The sequence below is a fragment of the Saccharothrix hoggarensis genome (assembly GCF_052936025.1).
In genome coordinates this window covers 3,936,088-3,953,917 of the sequence record NZ_CP193624.1, presented here as the reverse complement: position 1 = coordinate 3,953,917, position 17,830 = coordinate 3,936,088, and the positions used below count along the sequence as shown (strand labels likewise).

Here is a 17,830-nt window from a genome sequence, read left to right as displayed (position 1 = left end):
GAAGTCCCGGGTATGAGCTAGAACATGACGGAAGCGACGACGACGGCCCGGCACTCGCTGTGGTCGGAGGCGATCCCGCACGGCCGGTTCCCGGCGCTCACCGGCGAGACCTCGGTGGACGTGGCGGTGGTCGGCGGCGGCATCACGGGTGTCACCACGGCGTTGCTGCTCAAGCGCGCGGGACTGCGGGTCGCGCTCGTCGAGGCCGACCGGGTGGGCAGCGGGGTGAGCGGCAACAACACCGCCAAGGTGACCGCGCTCCAGTCCACAATGTACTCGACCATCGAGAAGAAGCACGGGGCCGACGCGGCGGCCGACTACGCCAACGGCAACGTGGCGGCCGTCGAGCGGGTGGCGGCGCTGGCGTCCGAAGAGGGCGTCGAGTGCGAGCTCCGCCGCATGCCCGCCTACACCTTCGCGTTCGACGAGAGCGAGCTGTCCTCCATCGAGGAGGAGGCCACCGCCGCCATCAAGGCGGGGCTGCCGGTGTCCCGCGACCGCGGCGAGCTGATGGGCGTGCCGTTCCCGGTGGCGGGCGCGGTGCGGCTGGACGACCAGCTGCTCATCCACCCCGCGAAGTACGTGCGCGGCCTCGCCGAGATCGTGGACGGCGAAGGCTCCCGCGTGTTCGAGGGCAGCCGCGTGCAGCGCATCGAGGACGGCAAGCCGGCCCGCGTTCACACCGACGGGGGAACCGTCGTCGCCGAACGGGTCGTGGTGGCCACGCACTACCCGATCCTGGACCGCGGCCTGTACTTCGCGCGGCTGGAACCCATGCGCTCCTACTGCGTCGCCGTGACGCTGAAGTCCGGCACGCCGCCGACCGGCCTCGCCATCAGCGCGGGCAGCCCCACCTGGTCGCTGTCGCGGTCGGGCGACCTGCTGATCGTCTCCGGCCGCAGCCACGCGACCGGCTCGTCGCCGGGCGAGCCGTACGACGAGCTGGCCGCGTTCGCCCGCGAGCACTGGGACGTCGGCGAGGTCACCCACCGCTGGTCCGCGCAGGACCCGACGCCCTACGACAACCTGCCCATGATCGGCCCGTACACGCCGGGCTCGACCACGCTGTACGGCGCGACCGGGTTCATGAAGTGGGGCCTGAGCAACGGCACGATGGCCGCCGAGCTGCTGACCGACCTCATCGTGGGCCGGTCGAACAGCCTGACCGAGCGGTTCAGCCCGCACCGGATGACGCTCGGCGCCACGCCGAAGCTCGCGAAGCTGAACGCCAAGGTCGCCGTGGACCTGGTCGGCGACCGACTCAAGCGGGCCGAGGTGGACTCCGTCGCCGAGGTGCCGGTCGGGGAGGCGCGCGTGGTGCGCGACGGCAGCGGCAAGGCCGGTGTCTACCGCGACGAGGCGGGCGGCGTGCACGGCGTGTCGTTGCGCTGCACGCACCTGGGCTGCCTGGTGCGGTTCAACCCGGCCGAGCGCAGCTGGGACTGCCCGTGCCACGGCTCCCGCTTCGACGTGGACGGTTCGGTGTTGGAGGGCCCCGCGACCAAGCCGCTGCCCCGGCGTGATCCCGCCTGATGACCGTGGGCGTCGAGGAGGAGTTCCTCCTCGTGGACCCGTCGACGCGTCGCCCGGTGGCACGGGCCGTCGAGGTGCTGTCCCGCGTCGGCGACCTGCCGCCGGGGTCGGCGGTCCACCGCGAGCTGATCGGCACGCAGGTCGAGTTCGCCACCGGCGTCTGCGCGGACCTGGCGGAACTGCGGGACCAGCTGGTGGCGGGCCGCCGTGCGCTGGCCGACGCCGCGCGCGCCGAGGGGCTGCTGCTCGTCGCGTCCGGCACGCCGCCCCTGGCCGATCCCGCGCCGCCGCTGAGCGTGGGGGAGCGGTTCACCCGGATCGAGGGCATGTACCGGGCCCAGGTGACGGACTACCAGTGCTGCGGCTGCCACGTGCACGTCGGCGTGCCCGACCGGGACACGGCGGTGCACGTCGCCGACCACCTGCGGCCGTGGCTGCCGACGTTGCTGGCCCTGAGCGGGAACTCGCCGTTCGACCAGGGCCGTGATACCGGGTACGCGAGCGGCCGGATGCTCCAGCAGGCGGGGTTCCCCGGTTCGGGAGTGCCGCCGGTGTTGCGGACCGCCGCCCGGCACGACGAGCTGGTGGCCCGGCTGGTCGACTGCGGGGTGCTGGTGGACGGCAGCATGACGTTCTGGCTGGCCCGGCCGTCGCCCCGGTACCCGACCGTGGAGGTCCGCGCGGCGGACACGGCCGCGACGGTGGACGACGCCGTGCTGCAAGCGGGCCTGACCAGGGCGCTCGTGGACACCGCGCGCGCCGCCGGTGAGCCGCCGGAGCTGGACGAGCAGGTGCTGGCCGCCGCCGTGTGGTCCGCCGCCCGGTACGGGCTGACCGGTTGGGGCGTCGACCCGTTCGCCGGCCGCCAGGTGCCCGCGGTCGAGCTGGTGGAGGCGCTGCTGGAGCACGTGTCCGACGCGCTGGGCGACGACCGCGACCTGGTCCGGTCGCTCGTGAGCCGCGTGCTGACGGACGGGACGGGCGCCGAGCGGCAGCGTGCCGCCGGTTCACCCGAAGACGCCGTCGATCTGCTCGCGTGCACCCCGGCCGGAACGGGTAGTCCAGCGCCATGACCACTGTGGACCAGGCCGACCGCACCGCCCACCGCACCCCGGACCGGGCCGTGCTGCCCACGCCGCGCGGACCCCTGTCCGGCGCCGTCGTCAACGCCCTGCGCGCCGACCCGCCGGCGGCCGACCTGCCCTCGCACGTCGAGGCGGACGCCTACGGCGAAGACCTCCAACTCGCCCTGCACGTGTGCTACGAGCTGCACTACCAGGGCTTCGCCGGCGTGTCGGACGAGTGGGAGTGGGACCCGGGCCTGTTGCGGTTCCGGGCCGCGCTCGAACGGGTGTTCCTGGACGCGCTGCGCGCCGACGTGCCCGGCGGCACGGACCTCGACGCCGTGCTGGGCGAACTGCTGGTCGAACCGGTCGACGGCGTGGGCGTCAGCCACCACCTCAAGGACGAGGGCGAGTGGTGGCAGATGCGGGAGTACCTCGCGTTGCGCTCGATCTACCACCTGAAGGAAGCCGACCCGCACGCGTGGGTGATCCCACGCCTGCGCGGCAAGGCCAAGGCCGCGCTGGTGGCGGTCGAGTTCGACGAGTTCGGCGGCGGACGCGCCGACCGCATGCACTCGCGCCTGTTCGGGGACCTCCTCGTCGGCGCCGGGCTCGACGACGGCTACCTGCGGTACCTCGAGCACGCGCCGGCCGTGATGCTGGCGACGGTGAACTTCATGTCGCTGTGCGGCCTGCACCGGTCGTTGCGCGGCGCCCTGGTGGGGCACTTCGCCGCCGCCGAGATCACCACCGCGCCCAGCGCGACGCGGATGGCGAAGGCGTTGGAGCGGATGGGCGCCCACCCCGACTGCGTCGAGTTCTTCACCGAGCACATCGAGGCGGACGCGGTGCACGAGCAGGTCATGCGCCGGGACGTCATCGGCGACCTCGTCGCCCGGGAACCGGAGCTGACCGCGTCGGTGGTGTTCGGCGTGCAGGGCACGGAACTGCTGGAACAACGCCTGGGCGAGCACCTGCTGGGCGCGTGGGAAGAGGGGCGGACGGCGTTGCGCCTGCCCCTCTGACCCCTCTGACGCGCCCGGCCCCTGACCGCCCTCGCCGTCAGTGCCGCTTGCGGTGGCTCGTGTCGCACAACGGGTAGCGCTTGCTGCGGCGGCACGCGCACACCGCGACCACGAACCGGTCCGAGCACACCACCGTGCCGTCGTCCAACCGCAGCTCGACGGGCCCTTCCACCAGGATCGGCCCGCCGGGCACGACGGTCACCACTCGTGCGTCACGCGGCGTCGGCACGGATCACCACCAGCTCCTCCTGCTCCTGGTCGTCCTCGATGAGACCCCGCCGGGCCAGCCAGTCGGCCCGGCGGCGCATCACGGGTCCGAACGGGACGGTCCGGCGGGCCACGACGGACGCCTTCAAACCGCCGCCGCGCAACTGCCGCAGCGTGACGTCCGGATCGGACAACGTCGAGTGCACGATCAGCCCGAAACCCTTGGCCGCCAGCAACAACGGCAGCACCGCGCACAGCCGGTCGAGCACGGAACGGCCCGTAGGCCCCGCGTCCCACGCCCGCGCCGGGCCGCGGTCCGGCACCGCGACGCTCGGCACGTACGGCGGGTTGGCGGTCACGACGTCGTACTCGCCCCGGCCCACCAGATCCCCGAAATCGCCGCGCCGCACGCGCACGTCCACGCCGCGCAGCCGGGCGTTGACCCAGGCGGCCAGCACGGCACGCCGACACAGGTCGACCGCCGTCACCTCGCCGGCCCCGGCCAGCCCCGCGGTGACCGCCAACGCGCCGGTCCCCGTGCACACGTCGAGCACGCGCCCGCCCCGCGGCATCCCCGCACCCGCCAGGGCCTCGGCCATCAGCCACGTGTCTTCCTGCGGCCGGTACACGCCCGGCGGCCTCCACAACCACATAGCACTGTGGTTCCCGCCGTTCTCGGCGGCAAACGACGGCGCGGAACAGGATTCGGCCGCCGCGCACGGGGAATCCTGGCGGCCCGGACGTCCGGACAGGGAGGGTGTGGATGGGCGTGGTGGACGTGACGCGTGCGGCGGCAAGGGAACAGGTGCTCATCGCGATGCTCGGCATCCCGCGCCTGCTCGCGGACCCGGCGTGGCGGGACGCCGACCCGGACCAGGGACGCGGCGCCGGAGTGCTGCTCGTGCCCGGTTTCGGTTTCGGCGACGCCAGCCTGCGCCTGACCGCCACCTGGTTCCGCAAACGCGGTTACGTGCCCATCGGCGCCCGCATCGGCCTCAACGTCGGCTGCACGACGACCCTGCTCGACCGCCTGGAACGTCGGCTGGAGGCACACGCCGAGGCGACCGGCGGGAAGGTGATCCTGTTCGGACAGAGCCGGGGTGGCGGGCTGTCGCGGCTGCTGTCCGTGCGCAGGCCCGAACTGGTGCGTGGCCTGGTGATGCTCGCCAGCCCCGTGCTGGACCAGTTGGGAGCGCACCCGAGCGTGGTCCGGGTGGCACGCAAGCTCGCCCGCCTGTCCGCGGCCGGCCTGCCGGGGCTCGTGGACCAGGACTGCTTCGCGGGCCCGTGCTACGACACGAACTCCGCCGCCATGGGGCAGCCGCTGGAGGTGCCCGCCATCTCGGTGTACTCGCGCAACGACGCCATCGCGCCGTGGGAGCTGTGCGCCGACCCGTGCGCCGACTGCGTCGAGGTGAGCAGCAGCCACACCGGCATGGCGCTGGACCCGGAGGTGTACCGCGTCCTCGGTCCGCGTGTGGCCGAGTGGACGCGTGATCGGAGCGTGGCCGCGCTGTCGAACCGCGCGCCGGAACCGGTGTCGATGGCGGGCTGACGCTGCCCTGCTGTGACCACCTCCGTGAACGTGAACGTGTGCGGTGGTTCTTTGCCGCCTCAATTACTTCAGTGTTGACCAAAGGTCACTCTGGGGAACCGGCTCGTCTCGTTACGATGAATGTTCGTTGATCATTCACTCTGACGAGTGATTTTTCGTGCGATCCTGCCTGCGTGCGGCCACCCTGCGCCGCCGCACCCGGGGAGGAGACACCTTCGTGCGAGTACGACCCCTGCTGCATCCCCTTGCCCTTGTCGTTTCCGTCGTCACCGTCGCCGCGGCCCTGCTGATCCCGACCGCCGCCGCCGGCGCCACGCCGATCACCGTCGCCGAGGCCATCGGCCGGCAGACCGGCGCGTCGGCCACCGTCCGCGGGTACGTGGTCGGCCAGCCCACCGCGACGAACACCGTGGTGCGGTCGAACTTCCCGTCCGACTACGCGTTGGCCCTGGCCGACTCGCCCAGCCAGACCAGCACCAGCCAGATGCTGTACGTGCAGATCACGTCGGCGTTCCGGGCCCAGTGGGGCCTGCGGACCAACCCCGGCCTGCTCGGCGCGCGCATCGACGTCACCGGTCCGCTCAGCGCGTACTTCTCGCACCCCGGCCTCACGTCGCCGACCGCGTTCGCGCACGCCGGCACGACACCGACGAGCACCACGGGCCCCACCACCACGTCGTCCACGACGCCGGGCGGCGGCTACGACGACACGTACTACCGCGACGCGCTGGGCAAGACCGGCGCGTCGTTGAAGACCGCGTTGAACAGCATCATCCGCACCAACGCCAAGCTCTCCTACGACCAGGTGTGGGAGGCGTTGAAGGTCACCGACCAGGACCCGAACAACAGCGCCAACGTCATCCTGTTGTACACGGGGCGCTCGCAGAGCAAGACCCTCAACGGCGGCGACCCCGACGACTGGAACCGCGAGCACGTCTGGGCCAAGTCGCACGGCGACTTCGGCACGGCGACCGGTCCCGGCACGGACGTCCACCACCTGCGGCCGACCGACGTGTCGGTCAACGCCACCCGCGGCAACAAGGACTTCGACCTCGGCGGCGCGCCGGTCGCCGAGGCGCCCGGCAACTACACCGACGCGGACTCGTGGGAGCCGCGCAACGCCGTGAAGGGCGACGTCGCGCGGATGCTCTTCTACATGGCCGTGCGGTACGAGGGCAACGACGGCTACCCGAACCTGGAGATGAACAACAGCGTCAGCAACGGCACGGCGCCGTACCACGGCAAGCTGTCGGTGTTGTTGCAGTGGAACGCGCAGGACCCGCCGGACGCGTTCGAGAAGCGTCGGAACCAGGTCATCTACGACACGTTCCAGCGCAACCGCAACCCGTTCATCGACCACCCCGAGTGGGCGACGTCGATCTGGGGCTGAGCCCCCGGCGTCTTTCCCGGAACGCCTGTCCTCCTCCGTCTTCGGGCGGGTGAGGGCAGGCGTTCCGACGTTCCGGGGCTGTGGCCTCACGGTCGGATGTGGGCCTCGAACGCGTGTGTTGTCCGAATGGCCATGCCTGTCCCATGTGGACAGTGGTGTGACGGGCGGCGGCTGCCGACGTGTGCGGCGTTCTCGCGGACCGAGGCTGCCTCACTTGTGTGGTCGCTGTCAGGTTCTTGAGCGGTGCCGGTCCGGGGATTGTCACGCGGTGCGTCTGATTTCCTTCTGAACCCGGTCGCGGACCGGGGTGGCATCGCTCGACCTTGTGAACCCGATCGGTTCGCGGATCGCCGACAACCACACCGGCTAGGCGTGTCACGACCAACCGGATGAACGTCGGCGGACGGGCCGCAACCTGCCCGAGTGGTGTTGGGTTCCGCCGCTGCTTCTTGCTCTGGGTGACTGTTAGCTTGCGGACAGCAATGAACCCTAGTGCGGAGGCGACGGATGAAACGCCTGTTCGGCGTGGTGCTCAGCGGGCTTGTCGCGGCGGTGCTGCTGGTTCCCCTCGGGCCTGCGGCGCAGGCCGCGACCGGCAAGGTCGTGGTGTTCTCGGTCGAGGCGGTGCCGCTGGAGAACTACGACAACCCCGTGGGTTGCCGGCGGCTCCCGGCCGGCGCGCACGTCCTGGCGAACCTCACCGACGGTGACGTCACGATCTTCGGTGACCCGCTGTGCGTGTCACCGCTCGTGACGGTGGAGCCGGGGTACGGCACGCACGTGCCCACGTTCGGCGCCGCGTTCCGGGCCTGACCGGCGTGGCCGGCGGCGTGCCGTCCGGGACACCGGCGACAACGGGGACAACTGATCTGCCAACGACACCTCACCCGCGGGCGAGCGGGGTCGAGGCCGTGGAAAGGGCGCAAGTGCCGTTCGATCTGGTCGTGGTCGGAGTCGGCTACGTAGGTCTACCGCTGGCGGCGGCCGCGAGCGCGGCCGGCCTGTCGGTGGCCGGGTACGACACGAGCCCGGACGTGGTGGGCACGCTCACCGAGGGCCGTTCGCACGTGCTGGACGTGCCGTCGACCGAGTTGCGGGCCATGCGTGCCAGGGGTTTCACGCCCACGGGCGACCCGGCGGTGATCGCCGGCGCGGACACGGTGGTGATCTGCGTGCCCACCGGTCTGGGCCCGGACGGGCGGCCCGACCTCGGCGCGGTCCGGGCGGCGGCGGCGACGGTGTCCGACCAGCTGCGACCGGGGACGTTGGTGGTGCTCGAATCGACCAGCTTCCCGGGGACGACGGACGAGGTGCTGCGGCCGATCCTGGAGCGGCACGGTCTGGTCGCGGGCGAGGACTTCCCGCTCGGCTACTCGCCCGAGCGCATCGATCCCGGCAACCGGCACTACGGCATCCGCAACACGCCCAAGGTGGTCAGCGGGCACACGCCGTTGTGCGCGAAGCACTGCGCCACCTTCTACAGCCGGTTCGTGGACACGGTCGTGGTGGCGCGCGGCACGCGTGAGGCCGAGATGGCGAAGTTGCTGGAGAACACCTACCGGTACGTGAACATCGCGCTGGTCAACGAGATCGCGGTGTTCTGCGACCGGCTGGGCGTGGACGTGTGGGACGTGCTGCACTGCGCGGCGACCAAGCCGTTCGGGTTCGCGCCGTTCACGCCGGGACCGGGTGTCGGCGGGCACTGCATCCCGGTCGACCCGCGCTACCTGCTGGACAAGGCGCGTCGGGAAGGCGCGCGGTTGGGCGTGGTGGAGGCCGCGCGGCGGGTGGACTCGGCGATGCCGTCCTACGTGGTGGAGCGCACCGTGCGGATGCTGACCCGCGAGGGCGTGCCGGTGGCCGGGGCTCGGGTGCTGCTGCTGGGTGTGTCGTACAAGGCCGACGTGCCGGACACGCGTGAGTCGGCCGCGTTCCGGATCGCGGACGAGCTGCGGTCGCTGGGCGCGGTGGTGGATTACCACGACCCGGTGGCCGGGGTGGTGCCCGCGCTCGGGCCGCCGGTCGCCGACCTGGACTCCGCGCTGCGGGCGAGCGACGCCACCGTGCTCCTCGTCGCGCACCGCGGTTACGACCTGGGCCTGGTGGCCCGTGAGGCGCGGTTGCTGCTCGACGTGACGGGCAGCGTGCCGGGAGGGGAGGTCATGCGCCTGTAGTGGTCGGGTCCGGGTGTGTTTTCCGGACCGGATCGGCAATTGGCTGGTCGGCACGAGACGAACCGCAAGACGAAACACGAAACACGAAACACGAAACGTAGGCACGTCGGTTCCGGCGTTGTCGCCGGAACCGGACTTTTCACACTGAGGAGTGTCCCGAATGGTCATGTCCACGACGGTCAAGAACGACCGGCTCAAGAAGCGCTTCGAGAAGTGGGACGTCAACGGCAACGGCCGGATCGAGAAGGCCGACTACGAGGCCGAGGCGCACCGCATCATCGCGGCGTTCGGCGAGGAGCCGTCGTCGCCGCAGGCGCGGGCCCTGATCGAAGCCTACATCGCCATGTTCGAGTTCCTGGCGACGAAGGCCGGTGTCGGCGCGAACGGCGCGATGACCGAGGACCAGTTCCTGAGCGTGGTCGAGGCGCAGGTGTTCGCGGAGGGCGACGCGGGGTTCAACCGGGTCGTGCGGCCGACGGTCGCGGCCATGGTGGGCCTGTGCGACACCGATGGCGACGGCGAGGTGAGCCCGGCGGAATTCCGCCGGTGGCTGGAGGCGATCGGCGTGGACGCGTCGTCGGCGGTCGAGGCGTTCCGCACGATCGACACCAGCGGCAACGGCAAGCTGACGGTGGACGAGCTGGTCGGCGCGGTGCGCGCCTACCACTTCGGCACGTTGGACGTGCCGCTCCTGGGTCACTGACCTGACGACGTGCGGCGGCGCCCCGGGGATCATTCCCGGGGCGCCGCCGCCGTGTGTGACGAGGTCGCCTAGAGGGCCGGCACGGCGGTCGGCGCCGGCACGACGGCGGGGCAGAACACGACGTCCATCTCCGGGCGCAGGCCGATCTCCGGTCCGGTGCGGGGCGTGGTGGTGGTGACCAGGATGTTGTAGTGGTTCGGGTGGTGGCAGGCGTCGAAGCCGAGGACGGTGCCGACCAGTTCGCCGTCGCACCACACCTCGTCGCCGCGGTCGATGACGCCCGCGTTGTCGATCTCCACGAAGCCGAGGAACGCGACGCGGTCGACGCGCGCGCCCGGTGTGGTGTCGTCGTGGTCGGTGGTCACCAGCTCGTGCACCTCGCCGCGGCGCACGCAGCGGCTCGCGAACGGCTCCAGGCTCATGCCGCGGTCGTCGCGGCGGTGCACCAGGACCTTCACGACCCGGCTGCCGACCGCTCGCTTCTCGCCGTCCTCCAGCATCACTCGCCCTCTCGTCGATAGCACTCGTCCACCAGGTCCAAGGCGGCCAGGCCGCCGTCCCGCCACGCCGACCGCAGGTCGACGGCGCGTGCGAAGTCGTGGAGCACGCCCGTGTACTCGTGCCACAGGGAGCCTTTGAACTCGTCGTAGCCGGCGAGCATGTCGGCCCGCAGCACGGTTCCGTCCGCGAGTCGCACGGTGACGTCCTTGGTCTCGCCGGGGTGCGACCAGTCCAGTTCGACCTCGGCGGGCGCGGTGCCGCGCACGTGGAGCACGGCCTGCCGGTCGATGCCGTCGACCCGGGTGATGCGGGCGGACTCCAGGGCCACGTCGCCGAGGAACAGGCGGACGAGGTCGAGGGCGTTGGGTCCGTTGTCGGCGACGCAGCCGCCGCCGGACCGGGCCGGGTCGAGGTACCAGCGGTCGTGGCCGACGTGCTCCTCGATGCGTTCGAGGTAGCGGACGGTGAGGCCGGTGACGGGCGCGGCGCCGGCGAGCTTGTCGTGCAGGGCGAGGACGTGGGCGTTGTAGCGGCGGTGGAACGCGGTGAACAGCGCCACGTCGTGCCGCCGTGCGGCGTCGGCCACGGCGAGCCCGTCGCGCAGGGTGGTGGCCAGTGGTTTTTCCACGCACACCGGCAGGCCGCGGGCGATGACGTCCAGGGCGACGCCGGCGTGGACGTCGTTCGGCGCGGTGATCACCACGGCGTCGAGCCCGCCGGCGTCGAGCATCTCCTGGTGCGAGCGGTGGGCGGGCACGGGGTGGCCGGCGGTGGCGCGGTCGTCGGGGTCGCACACGGCGGCCAGTTCGAACCTCGGCGAGTCGGCGATCGCGGCCAGGTAGAACCGCGAGATCACGCCCAGGCCGACCACGCCGAGCCGGATCGGGGCGGTCATCCGGCGGCTCGCAGGGCCGGTGCGACGGCGCGCAGCTCTTCGTACAGCTCCGCCGGGAGGGGCACGCCGTGGGTGCGGCGCCACCGCGCGCGTTCGCCTTCGTGTTGGCCGGGGTACGAGACGGGTCCGCGGGGGTCGACGGGCGTGGCGCCGAGGATCGCGCCGAACAGGGCCGACGCGTCGTCGGCGAACCCGGACCGCAGGGCGTGCGGAGCGAACACCAGCGCCGTGACGCCGATGTCGTCGTCCCGCGACACCGCGGAGGTGGGGCCGAGGGCGGCGCCGGGCAGCAGGGCGCCCAGCACCTCCACCAGCAGGCCGAGCCCGAAACCCTTGTAGGCGCCCGTTTCCGGTGTGCCGCCCAGCCACAGCAGGTGCCCGTCGCCGCGGTCGAACGCGGCCGGGTCGGTCACCGGGGCGCCGTCGTCGTCGGCCAGCCAGCCCGGTGGGATCTCCTCGCCGGCGCGCGCCGCCGCGCGGATGCGGCCGGTCGGCACCACGGTCGTGCTCATGTCCAGCACGAACGGCGGCCGGTCGCCCGCCGGGCAGGCCAGCGCGAGCGGGTTCGTGCCGAGCGCGGGCTCGCGGCCACCCGGTGGGCGGGCGATGCGCTGGCCGCCGCAGTTCGAGGCGATGAACCCGATCATGCCGTGCGCGGTGGCCCGTGCCGCGTGGTAGCCGGCGCAGCCGATGTGCGTCGCGCCGCGCAGGGTGACCAGGCCGACGCCGTGGCGGGCGGCGCGTGCGGCGGCCAGTTCCACCGCCTGTGACGCCGACCAGAGCCCGAGGGCCCGGCGGGCGTCGGCGAGGACGGACGCGCCGAGGTCGGTGAGCACCTCCATGCCGGCGGTCGGGTCGGTGCGGCCGGAGTCGAACAGGGGCAGGTACAGCCGGGTCAGGTTGACCAGGCCGTGCGTGCTCATGCCGGTGAGGTCGCCGTGGCACAGCGCCTCGGCGGCGACCGCGGCCCGGTCGGGTGGGACGCCCCGTTCGCGGAAGACGTCGGCGACGGTGGCCAGCAGGGTCGGGTAGGGCACCAGGACGGTCATGTTCCTCCGTTCCGCGCGAACCGCACGACGATGTCCCGCACCACGGCGGAGAACCGGTCGAGGTCGGCGACGTCGGCGTGCTCGCCGCGCGCGTGGGCGTTGTTGGCGGCCAGCGAGCCGGGGCCGAGCACGGCGGTCCGGGCGCCGGGCACGTCGGCCAGCCAGATGGCGTCGCAGGTGAACGCGGGTTCGTCGTCGGGCCACCGGGGCGCGACGGTGTCGAGCAGCGGCACGTCCTGGGGTGGCAGGGCGGGCAGGCCGCGCTTGCGCCACACGAGGTGCGTGATGGCGGCGGCGTCGACGGCGGTGCGGTGGAAGGGTGCCACGTCGCGGAACCGGGCGGTGAACTCGGCCAGCCCGTCGCGCAGGGCGGTCTCCACGGCGTCGCCGAGGGCCCGCGCGGACGCCGTGCTGCCGTAGGAGAGGTTCAGCAGCAGCTCGCCGGTGCCGTATACGCGGTTGTGCAGGTGCCCGGTGTGCAGGCCGGCGACGCACACCTGCCCGTCGGGCACCCGGCCCGCCAGCGCGCCGGCGAGGTGCTGCGCGAGGAACCCCAGCAGCACCGACGCGTTGTGCCCGACGTGCGGCCGGTCGTCGATGGCGTCTTCGCCGGCGACCCGGACGCAGGCCGTCATGGCGGCGGTGGAGCGGGGCAGGTAGCGCAGGCCGGTCGGCTCGCAGAACACGTTGAGGCTGCCGTGGAAACCGGCTTCGACCAGGGGGCGGGTGCCGAAGACGCCCATCGCGCCGCCCTCCTCGCCGGACACCGCCTGCACCAGGACGCTGACGTCGCGGCCCACGGCGGAGTCGGCCATCGCGGCGCGCACCCCGGCCAGCAGCGCCACCGCCGGTCCCTTGGCGTCGATCGCGCCGCGACCGTGGAACCGCACGCCGTCGAACCCGGCCGGCTCGAACGGCGCGACGGTGTCGAGGTGCACGTTGAACATCACGGTCGGGTCGGCGTCGCCGACCCGCAGCACCGCGCTCGGCTGGCACGCCAGGAACCCCGGGTCCGCGGTGATCGCCTCGCGCACGGCGGCGGGCACGTCCGGGCGCAGCACGTCGGCCTCCCGTGCCGCCGCGAGGTGGACGGTGCGCAGGCCGAACCCCTCGGCGGCGTCCGAGTAGAGCTGCATCGCCTCCCAGAGGTGGACGTCGTCGGCCGTCTCCAGCGGTCCGGCGGTGGGCAGCGCGAGCAGCCGCAGCAGCAGGTCCCGGTCCTCGCCGATCACGGCGCCGTCCCGATCATGGTGCCGTCCCCGATCATGGTGCCGTCCCGCTCACCGCACCAGCCCGGCCATCGCCCGACCGGCCGCGACGAACGCCGCCGCGGCGTCCGGGGCGAGCGCGCCCGACTCGTGGGGGAGCAGCGACACGTGCGGTTCCAGCGACCACGCGCCCCGGTAACCGTGGGCGCGCAACAGCTCCACGCAGTCGGCGACCCGCGCGTGACCGGCGCCCGGCGGCACGAACCGGTCGCCGACGGCGTCCTTGACGTGCACGTGCTCCACGTGCGAGACGACCTCGCGCAGCATCGCGTGCCCGTCGTAGCCGTGCGCGACGCCGTTGCCGGTGTCGAACAGCAGCCGCAACGCCGGGTTGTCGACCGCCGCCAGCAGCTCCAGCGCGCGTTCCGCGCTCGTGCCCGCCCAGCCGGAGCAGTTCTCGTGCAGCAGCACGACCCCGGCCGTGCCGGCGCGCTCGGCGAGCAGCGACACGCGGGCGACCACCCGGTCGCGCCAGCGCCGCTCGGACAGGCCCGCGTTCGGGTACGACATGATCCGCACGTACCGGGTGCCCAGCTCGGCGCAGCGGCGCAGCAGCACGTCCAGCTCGGCCAGGTCGTGCTCGAAGGGCGCGTTCACCGGCCGCGCCCACCCGCCGATCCGCGACGCCAGGCACACCGCCCGCACGTCGTGCGCGGCCAGGGTCTTCGCGAGCCCGGCGAACTCGGCGTCATCGAGGTGGGCGACCGCGCGGCCGTCGACCGTGCGCAGCTCGACGTGCGACCAGCCCAGCTCGGCCAGCACGGCCAGCTGCCCGGCCAGGTCGGGGGCGGCCTCGTCGGTGATACCCGCCAGCACGGGCTCCGGCACGCCATCGGTGAGCACGCCCTCGGTGGGCACGCCGTCAGCGGGCGCGGGGTCGGTGGGCGCAGTGCCGGCGGTCGCGAGGTCAGTGGGCACGGGGTCGGTGGGCGTGCGGTCAGCGGGCATGGGCGGTCACCGGGCCGGAGGACGCCTCGCCGCGCGCGGAGGGCACCACCGGCTCGGCGCAGATGTTCTTGGCCACCGCGAGCAGCTGCACGACGTCCGTGGCGAACGCGAACCCGCGCGCGTGCTGGTCGCCCGCCGACTGGAACATCCGGTAGGCGCGGACCACCCACTCGGTGAGCGAGTCGTCCCGCAGCACCTCGTGCTCCCGCCGCCCGTTCACGGTGACGGTGAGCTGGGAGTGGTCGTCGTCGTCGCTGACCGCGTAGTGCCCGACCGCGCTGCCCTTCTCGAACTCCACCGTGATCCGGCGCTCCCGCACCGGGGAGGTGAGGTCGGAGCTGATCTCCGTGCGGACGCCGCTGTTGTGCCGCAGGCCGATCCGCGCGCCGCCCATGCGCGGCACGACGACGTCGCCCACGGTCAGGTCGTAGCCGGCCGCGTGGGTGACCCGCGCGCTGCCCGCCAGGCGCAGCGCCAGGCCCACACCGTGCGGCAGCTCCACGTCGAACGCGGTCTGGTGGCTGGGCCTGGTCAGCGAGCGGCGGAACCGCGGCTTGTTCTGCACGATCGAGATGGACTTCGCCTCGCCGAGCGTGCCGCCGCGCAGCAGCTCGGTGAGCCGCGTGGTGAGGGAGCTGGTCAGCCACGGCTCGACCACCGCGATCCGCAGGCCGTGCTTGCGGCGCAGCCGGATCACCCTGGCCAGGTCGTCGGTGTCGGCGGCCAGCGGCTTCTCCACGATCACGTTGCGGAACCCGCGCTCGGCCAGCTCGGCCATCACCTCGGCGCGCACGGTCGGCGGCGTGCACACGTGCGCCACCGCGTCGGCGGGGGCGAGCAGGTCGGCCGCCTCGGCGAGGCTGCCCGCCATCGCGAGCCCCGGGCGTTCGGCGGGTAGCCGCCGCGGGTCGCAGGCCACGATCGGCCGGTCGTCGAACAACTGCGGGACCGAGGTCCGGGCCCTGGCCAGCACCGGCAGGTGCAGCTCCGCCCCGGCCCGACCCAGCCCCACGACGAGTGTCCGCACTATTGAGCCCCGTCTTGATCCGTTGGAAGGCATCGGGAATTGCGACTTGTGACCCCAATTGACGGGCCCGACGTTGTCCCAATGCACGTCGCGCTGTCAACACCGGCTCGCCGAATTGACCAGGAAGAGTGAACTCGCGTGCGGGGCGTGGTTCCTCCGGTGGGCTGTCATACGCTCGCCGGCGGAACCGGCGACAGCGGAGGTGAGTGCGCTGACCGTGCCATTCTTCACGCAATCGGCAACCTTTTCGGATTTGTGGCCGACAACGCGAGGGCACATCGTTGACGTCATCGAGAACGGGAAATACTCGCACGGCCGCAAAGTCCTCGAATTGGAAAGCGCGTTGGCCGCGTACACCGGCGCGGCGCACGTCGTCGGCGTCAACAGCGGCACCGACGCCCTCGTGCTGCTGCTGCGCGCCTGCGGGCTCGCCCCCGGCGACGAGGTGGTCGTCCCCGCGTTCTCGTTCATCGCCTCGGCGTCCTCGGTCGTGCCGGCGGGCGGGCGCCCGGTGTTCGCCGACATCGAGCCCGACGGCTACGGCCTCGACCCCGACGCGGTCGCCGCCGTCGCCGGGCCGCGCACCCGGTTCGTCATGCCCGCGCACCTCTTCCACCAGCCCGCGGACCTCACCGGGCTGCTCGCCGTGGCCCGCCGGCTCGGCCTCACCCTGGTCGAGGACAGCGCCGAGGCCATCGGGATGCGCCACGACGGCGTGCACGCGGGCCTGCTCGGCGCCGGGGGAGTGCTGTCGTTCTTCCCGACCAAGACCCTCGGCGCGCTCGGCGACGCGGGCGCGGTCATCACGAACGACCCGGAAGTGGCGGAGACCGTGAGCGCGCTGCGCCACCACGGGCGGTTCGGCCCCACGATCGACAACTTCCCCGGCATCGCCACCACCACCGGCCTCGTCGGCGTGAACAGCAAGATGGACGACGTCCAGGCCGCCGTGCTGCTGGCGAAGCTGGGGCGGCTCGACGCCGACATCCGCCGCCGCGCCGAGCTCGCCGACCGGTACGCGCGGGGCCTGACCGGGGTGCCGGGCGTGCGGAAGCTGCCGTCGGTCCTGCCCCGCCGGGCGAGCGTGCGCGGCGTCTTCTACGTGTACGTGATCGAGGTCGACCGGCGCGACGAGCTGGCCGCGCACCTCGCCGCGCACGGCGTCGGCACCGAGACGTACTACCCGGTGCCGCTGCACCTCCAGCCGTGCTTCGCCGACCTCGGCCACCGGCCGGGCGACTTCCCGAACGCGGAGGCGGCGTGCCGCCGCACGCTCGCCCTGCCGCTGTACCCGGACCTGGCGGTGGACGACGTCGACCGGGTGTGCGACGTGATCCGCTCCTTCCAGACCGGGGGGCACGCGTGACGATCCCGTTCTTCCCGCCGGACCTGTTCGACGGCGACCTGCTGCTGGAAGTGGTCGAGGAGGTCGGCCTCGCGCTGGACCAGCGGTTCATCCTCGGCGAGCGCACCGCGGAGTTCGAGGCCGTGCTGCGGGACTCGCTGGGCGTCGCCGACGCCGTGGCGTGCGGCAGCGGCACGTCCGCGTTGACGCTCGCGCTGCAGGCGATGGGCGTCGGCCCCGGCGACGAGGTGATCGTCCCCGCCTACGGCTGCGCGCCCCTGGCGTCCGCGCCGCTCGCGGTCGGCGCGACGCCCGTGTTCGCCGACGTCGACCCGTGGACGATGGTCGTCGACCCGGCCGAGGTCGACAAGCTGGTCACCGGGCGCACCAAGGTGATCATGCCCGCGCACGTGTTCTCCGTGATGGCCGACATGCCCGCGTTGCGGCGCATCGCCGCGGACGCCGGCGCGCGGCTGCTGGAGGACTCGGCGGTCGCCCAGGGCGGTGTGCTCGCCGGCCGGCCCGCCGGCACCTGGGGCGACGCGGGCGTGTTCTCGTTCGTGCAGGTCAAGACGTTCGGCATGCCCGGCGAGGGTGGAATGGTGGTGACCGGCGACCCGGCGCTGGGCCGGGCCGTGCGGATGCTGCGCAACCACGGCCAGGACGGCGTGCGGCGGTTCGTGCACCACCGCGTCGGCGGCAACAGCCGGTTCGACGAGGTGATGGCCGCGTTCCAGCTGCGCCGGTTCGCCGGCCTGCCGCGGCGGCTGGAGCGGCGGGCGCGGATCGGCGACTACTACACCGAGCGGTTCGCCGGGCTGGCCGGCCGGGGTGTCCTCGCGCCGCCGCCCGGCCGGGACGGCCGCTGCTTCTACGTCTACTCCGTGCTGGCCGAGCGGCGGGACGCGCTGCGCGAGCACCTCGCCTCCCGCGGCATCGGCACGCACGTCTACTACCGGGCCCCGCTGCCGCGGCAGCCCGCGTTCGCCGGGCACGCGCAACCCGACCGCGACTGGCCCGCCGCCGAGTCCGCCGCACGGCGACAGCTCGCCCTCCCCATCCACCCCCACCTGACCGACGCGCAGGTGGAGCACATCGCCGACGAGGTGTGCCGGTTCGCCCGGCACGCCGGGCCCGACAGCTGAG

Annotated in this window: 17 protein-coding genes and 2 pseudogenes; 11 read left to right on the top strand and 8 right to left on the bottom strand. The window is 73.0% G+C overall.

From position 1 onward, the window contains the following. Positions 1–24: 24 nt before the first annotated feature. From ACRAKH_RS18150 to ACRAKH_RS18140, 3 genes are read left to right on the top strand one after another with little or no spacing between them, the layout of a single operon-like run. A complete protein-coding gene (locus ACRAKH_RS18150; RefSeq protein WP_380719673.1) occupies positions 25–1,533 on the top strand; it encodes an FAD-dependent oxidoreductase in 1,509 nt (502 codons plus the stop codon). Then, entirely contained in the window at positions 1,533–2,606 is a 1,074-nt protein-coding gene (locus tag ACRAKH_RS18145) for a carboxylate-amine ligase (protein ID WP_380719675.1), read from the top strand. Before ACRAKH_RS18150 ends, ACRAKH_RS18145 begins: the two co-directional genes overlap by 1 nt. Beyond that, positions 2,603–3,622, top strand: coding sequence for an iron-containing redox enzyme family protein (locus tag ACRAKH_RS18140; RefSeq protein WP_380719677.1), 1,020 nt, complete (start codon positions 2,603–2,605; stop codon positions 3,620–3,622). The genes ACRAKH_RS18145 and ACRAKH_RS18140 overlap by 4 nt, the downstream gene beginning before the upstream one ends. Positions 3,623–3,659: 37 nt before the next feature. Here the strand turns inward: ACRAKH_RS18140 and ACRAKH_RS18135 are convergent, their stop codons facing one another. Further along, complete coding sequence (locus ACRAKH_RS18135; protein WP_380719679.1) at positions 3,660–3,851, bottom strand: CDGSH iron-sulfur domain-containing protein; 192 nt, start codon at positions 3,849–3,851, stop codon at positions 3,660–3,662. After that, positions 3,835–4,482, bottom strand: coding sequence for a HemK2/MTQ2 family protein methyltransferase (locus ACRAKH_RS18130; protein ID WP_380719681.1), 648 nt, complete (start codon positions 4,480–4,482; stop codon positions 3,835–3,837). The genes ACRAKH_RS18135 and ACRAKH_RS18130 overlap by 17 nt, the downstream gene beginning before the upstream one ends. A gap of 110 nt (positions 4,483–4,592) precedes the next feature. On the opposite strand from ACRAKH_RS18130, the gene ACRAKH_RS18125 reads away from it, so the two are divergent. The 6 genes and pseudogenes from ACRAKH_RS18125 to ACRAKH_RS18100 all read left to right on the top strand — a co-directional run bounded on the left by ACRAKH_RS18125 (position 4,593) and on the right by ACRAKH_RS18100 (position 9,651). Beyond that, complete coding sequence (locus ACRAKH_RS18125) at positions 4,593–5,384, top strand: esterase/lipase family protein (protein ID WP_380719683.1); 792 nt, start codon at positions 4,593–4,595, stop codon at positions 5,382–5,384. A 157-nt stretch (positions 5,385–5,541) separates the two neighbouring features. Beyond that, positions 5,542–6,000, top strand: a pseudogene (locus tag ACRAKH_RS18120) (DUF6359 domain-containing protein); the annotation flags it as partial. 90 nt (positions 6,001–6,090) lie between these two features. Further along, positions 6,091–6,774: pseudogene (locus ACRAKH_RS18115) on the top strand (endonuclease I family protein); the annotation flags it as partial. A gap of 507 nt (positions 6,775–7,281) precedes the next feature. Beyond that, the gene (locus ACRAKH_RS18110) at positions 7,282–7,587 is read left to right on the top strand and encodes a hypothetical protein (protein ID WP_380719685.1); all 306 of its coding nucleotides are present in this window, start codon (positions 7,282–7,284) and stop codon (positions 7,585–7,587) included. Positions 7,588–7,700: 113 nt separating this feature from the next. Then, positions 7,701–8,948, top strand: coding sequence for a nucleotide sugar dehydrogenase (locus ACRAKH_RS18105; RefSeq protein WP_380719687.1), 1,248 nt, complete (start codon positions 7,701–7,703; stop codon positions 8,946–8,948). Between the two features lie 166 nt (positions 8,949–9,114). Then, entirely contained in the window at positions 9,115–9,651 is a 537-nt protein-coding gene (locus ACRAKH_RS18100) for an EF-hand domain-containing protein (protein WP_380719689.1), read from the top strand. A gap of 68 nt (positions 9,652–9,719) precedes the next feature. Here ACRAKH_RS18100 and ACRAKH_RS18095 read toward each other — a convergent pair whose 3' ends face one another. From ACRAKH_RS18095 to ACRAKH_RS18070, 6 genes are read right to left on the bottom strand one after another with little or no spacing between them, the layout of a single operon-like run. Further along, a complete protein-coding gene (locus tag ACRAKH_RS18095; protein ID WP_380719691.1) occupies positions 9,720–10,151 on the bottom strand; it encodes a DUF6917 domain-containing protein in 432 nt (143 codons plus the stop codon). Beyond that, complete coding sequence (locus tag ACRAKH_RS18090) at positions 10,151–11,047, bottom strand: Gfo/Idh/MocA family protein (protein ID WP_380719693.1); 897 nt, start codon at positions 11,045–11,047, stop codon at positions 10,151–10,153. Before ACRAKH_RS18090 ends, ACRAKH_RS18095 begins: the two co-directional genes overlap by 1 nt. Beyond that, the gene (locus ACRAKH_RS18085; protein ID WP_380719695.1) at positions 11,044–12,096 is read right to left on the bottom strand and encodes an Ldh family oxidoreductase; all 1,053 of its coding nucleotides are present in this window, start codon (positions 12,094–12,096) and stop codon (positions 11,044–11,046) included. The genes ACRAKH_RS18090 and ACRAKH_RS18085 overlap by 4 nt, the downstream gene beginning before the upstream one ends. Continuing rightward, the gene (locus ACRAKH_RS18080) at positions 12,093–13,328 is read right to left on the bottom strand and encodes a M20/M25/M40 family metallo-hydrolase (protein WP_380719697.1); all 1,236 of its coding nucleotides are present in this window, start codon (positions 13,326–13,328) and stop codon (positions 12,093–12,095) included. Before ACRAKH_RS18080 ends, ACRAKH_RS18085 begins: the two co-directional genes overlap by 4 nt. A 48-nt stretch (positions 13,329–13,376) precedes the next feature. Beyond that, positions 13,377–14,312, bottom strand: coding sequence for a sugar phosphate isomerase/epimerase family protein (locus ACRAKH_RS18075; RefSeq protein ID WP_380719699.1), 936 nt, complete (start codon positions 14,310–14,312; stop codon positions 13,377–13,379). Beyond that, complete coding sequence (locus ACRAKH_RS18070; RefSeq protein ID WP_380719701.1) at positions 14,302–15,324, bottom strand: Gfo/Idh/MocA family oxidoreductase; 1,023 nt, start codon at positions 15,322–15,324, stop codon at positions 14,302–14,304. The genes ACRAKH_RS18075 and ACRAKH_RS18070 overlap by 11 nt, the downstream gene beginning before the upstream one ends. A gap of 232 nt (positions 15,325–15,556) precedes the next feature. Between ACRAKH_RS18070 and ACRAKH_RS18065 the strand changes: the two genes are divergently transcribed. Both ACRAKH_RS18065 and ACRAKH_RS18060 read left to right on the top strand, forming a co-directional pair. Next, on the top strand, positions 15,557–16,705 hold the full coding sequence (locus tag ACRAKH_RS18065; protein ID WP_380719703.1) for a DegT/DnrJ/EryC1/StrS family aminotransferase: 1,149 nt from the start codon (positions 15,557–15,559) through the stop codon (positions 16,703–16,705). Next, complete coding sequence (locus ACRAKH_RS18060) at positions 16,702–17,829, top strand: DegT/DnrJ/EryC1/StrS family aminotransferase (protein ID WP_380719705.1); 1,128 nt, start codon at positions 16,702–16,704, stop codon at positions 17,827–17,829. Before ACRAKH_RS18065 ends, ACRAKH_RS18060 begins: the two co-directional genes overlap by 4 nt. The last annotated feature ends 1 nt before the right edge of the window (position 17,830 follow it).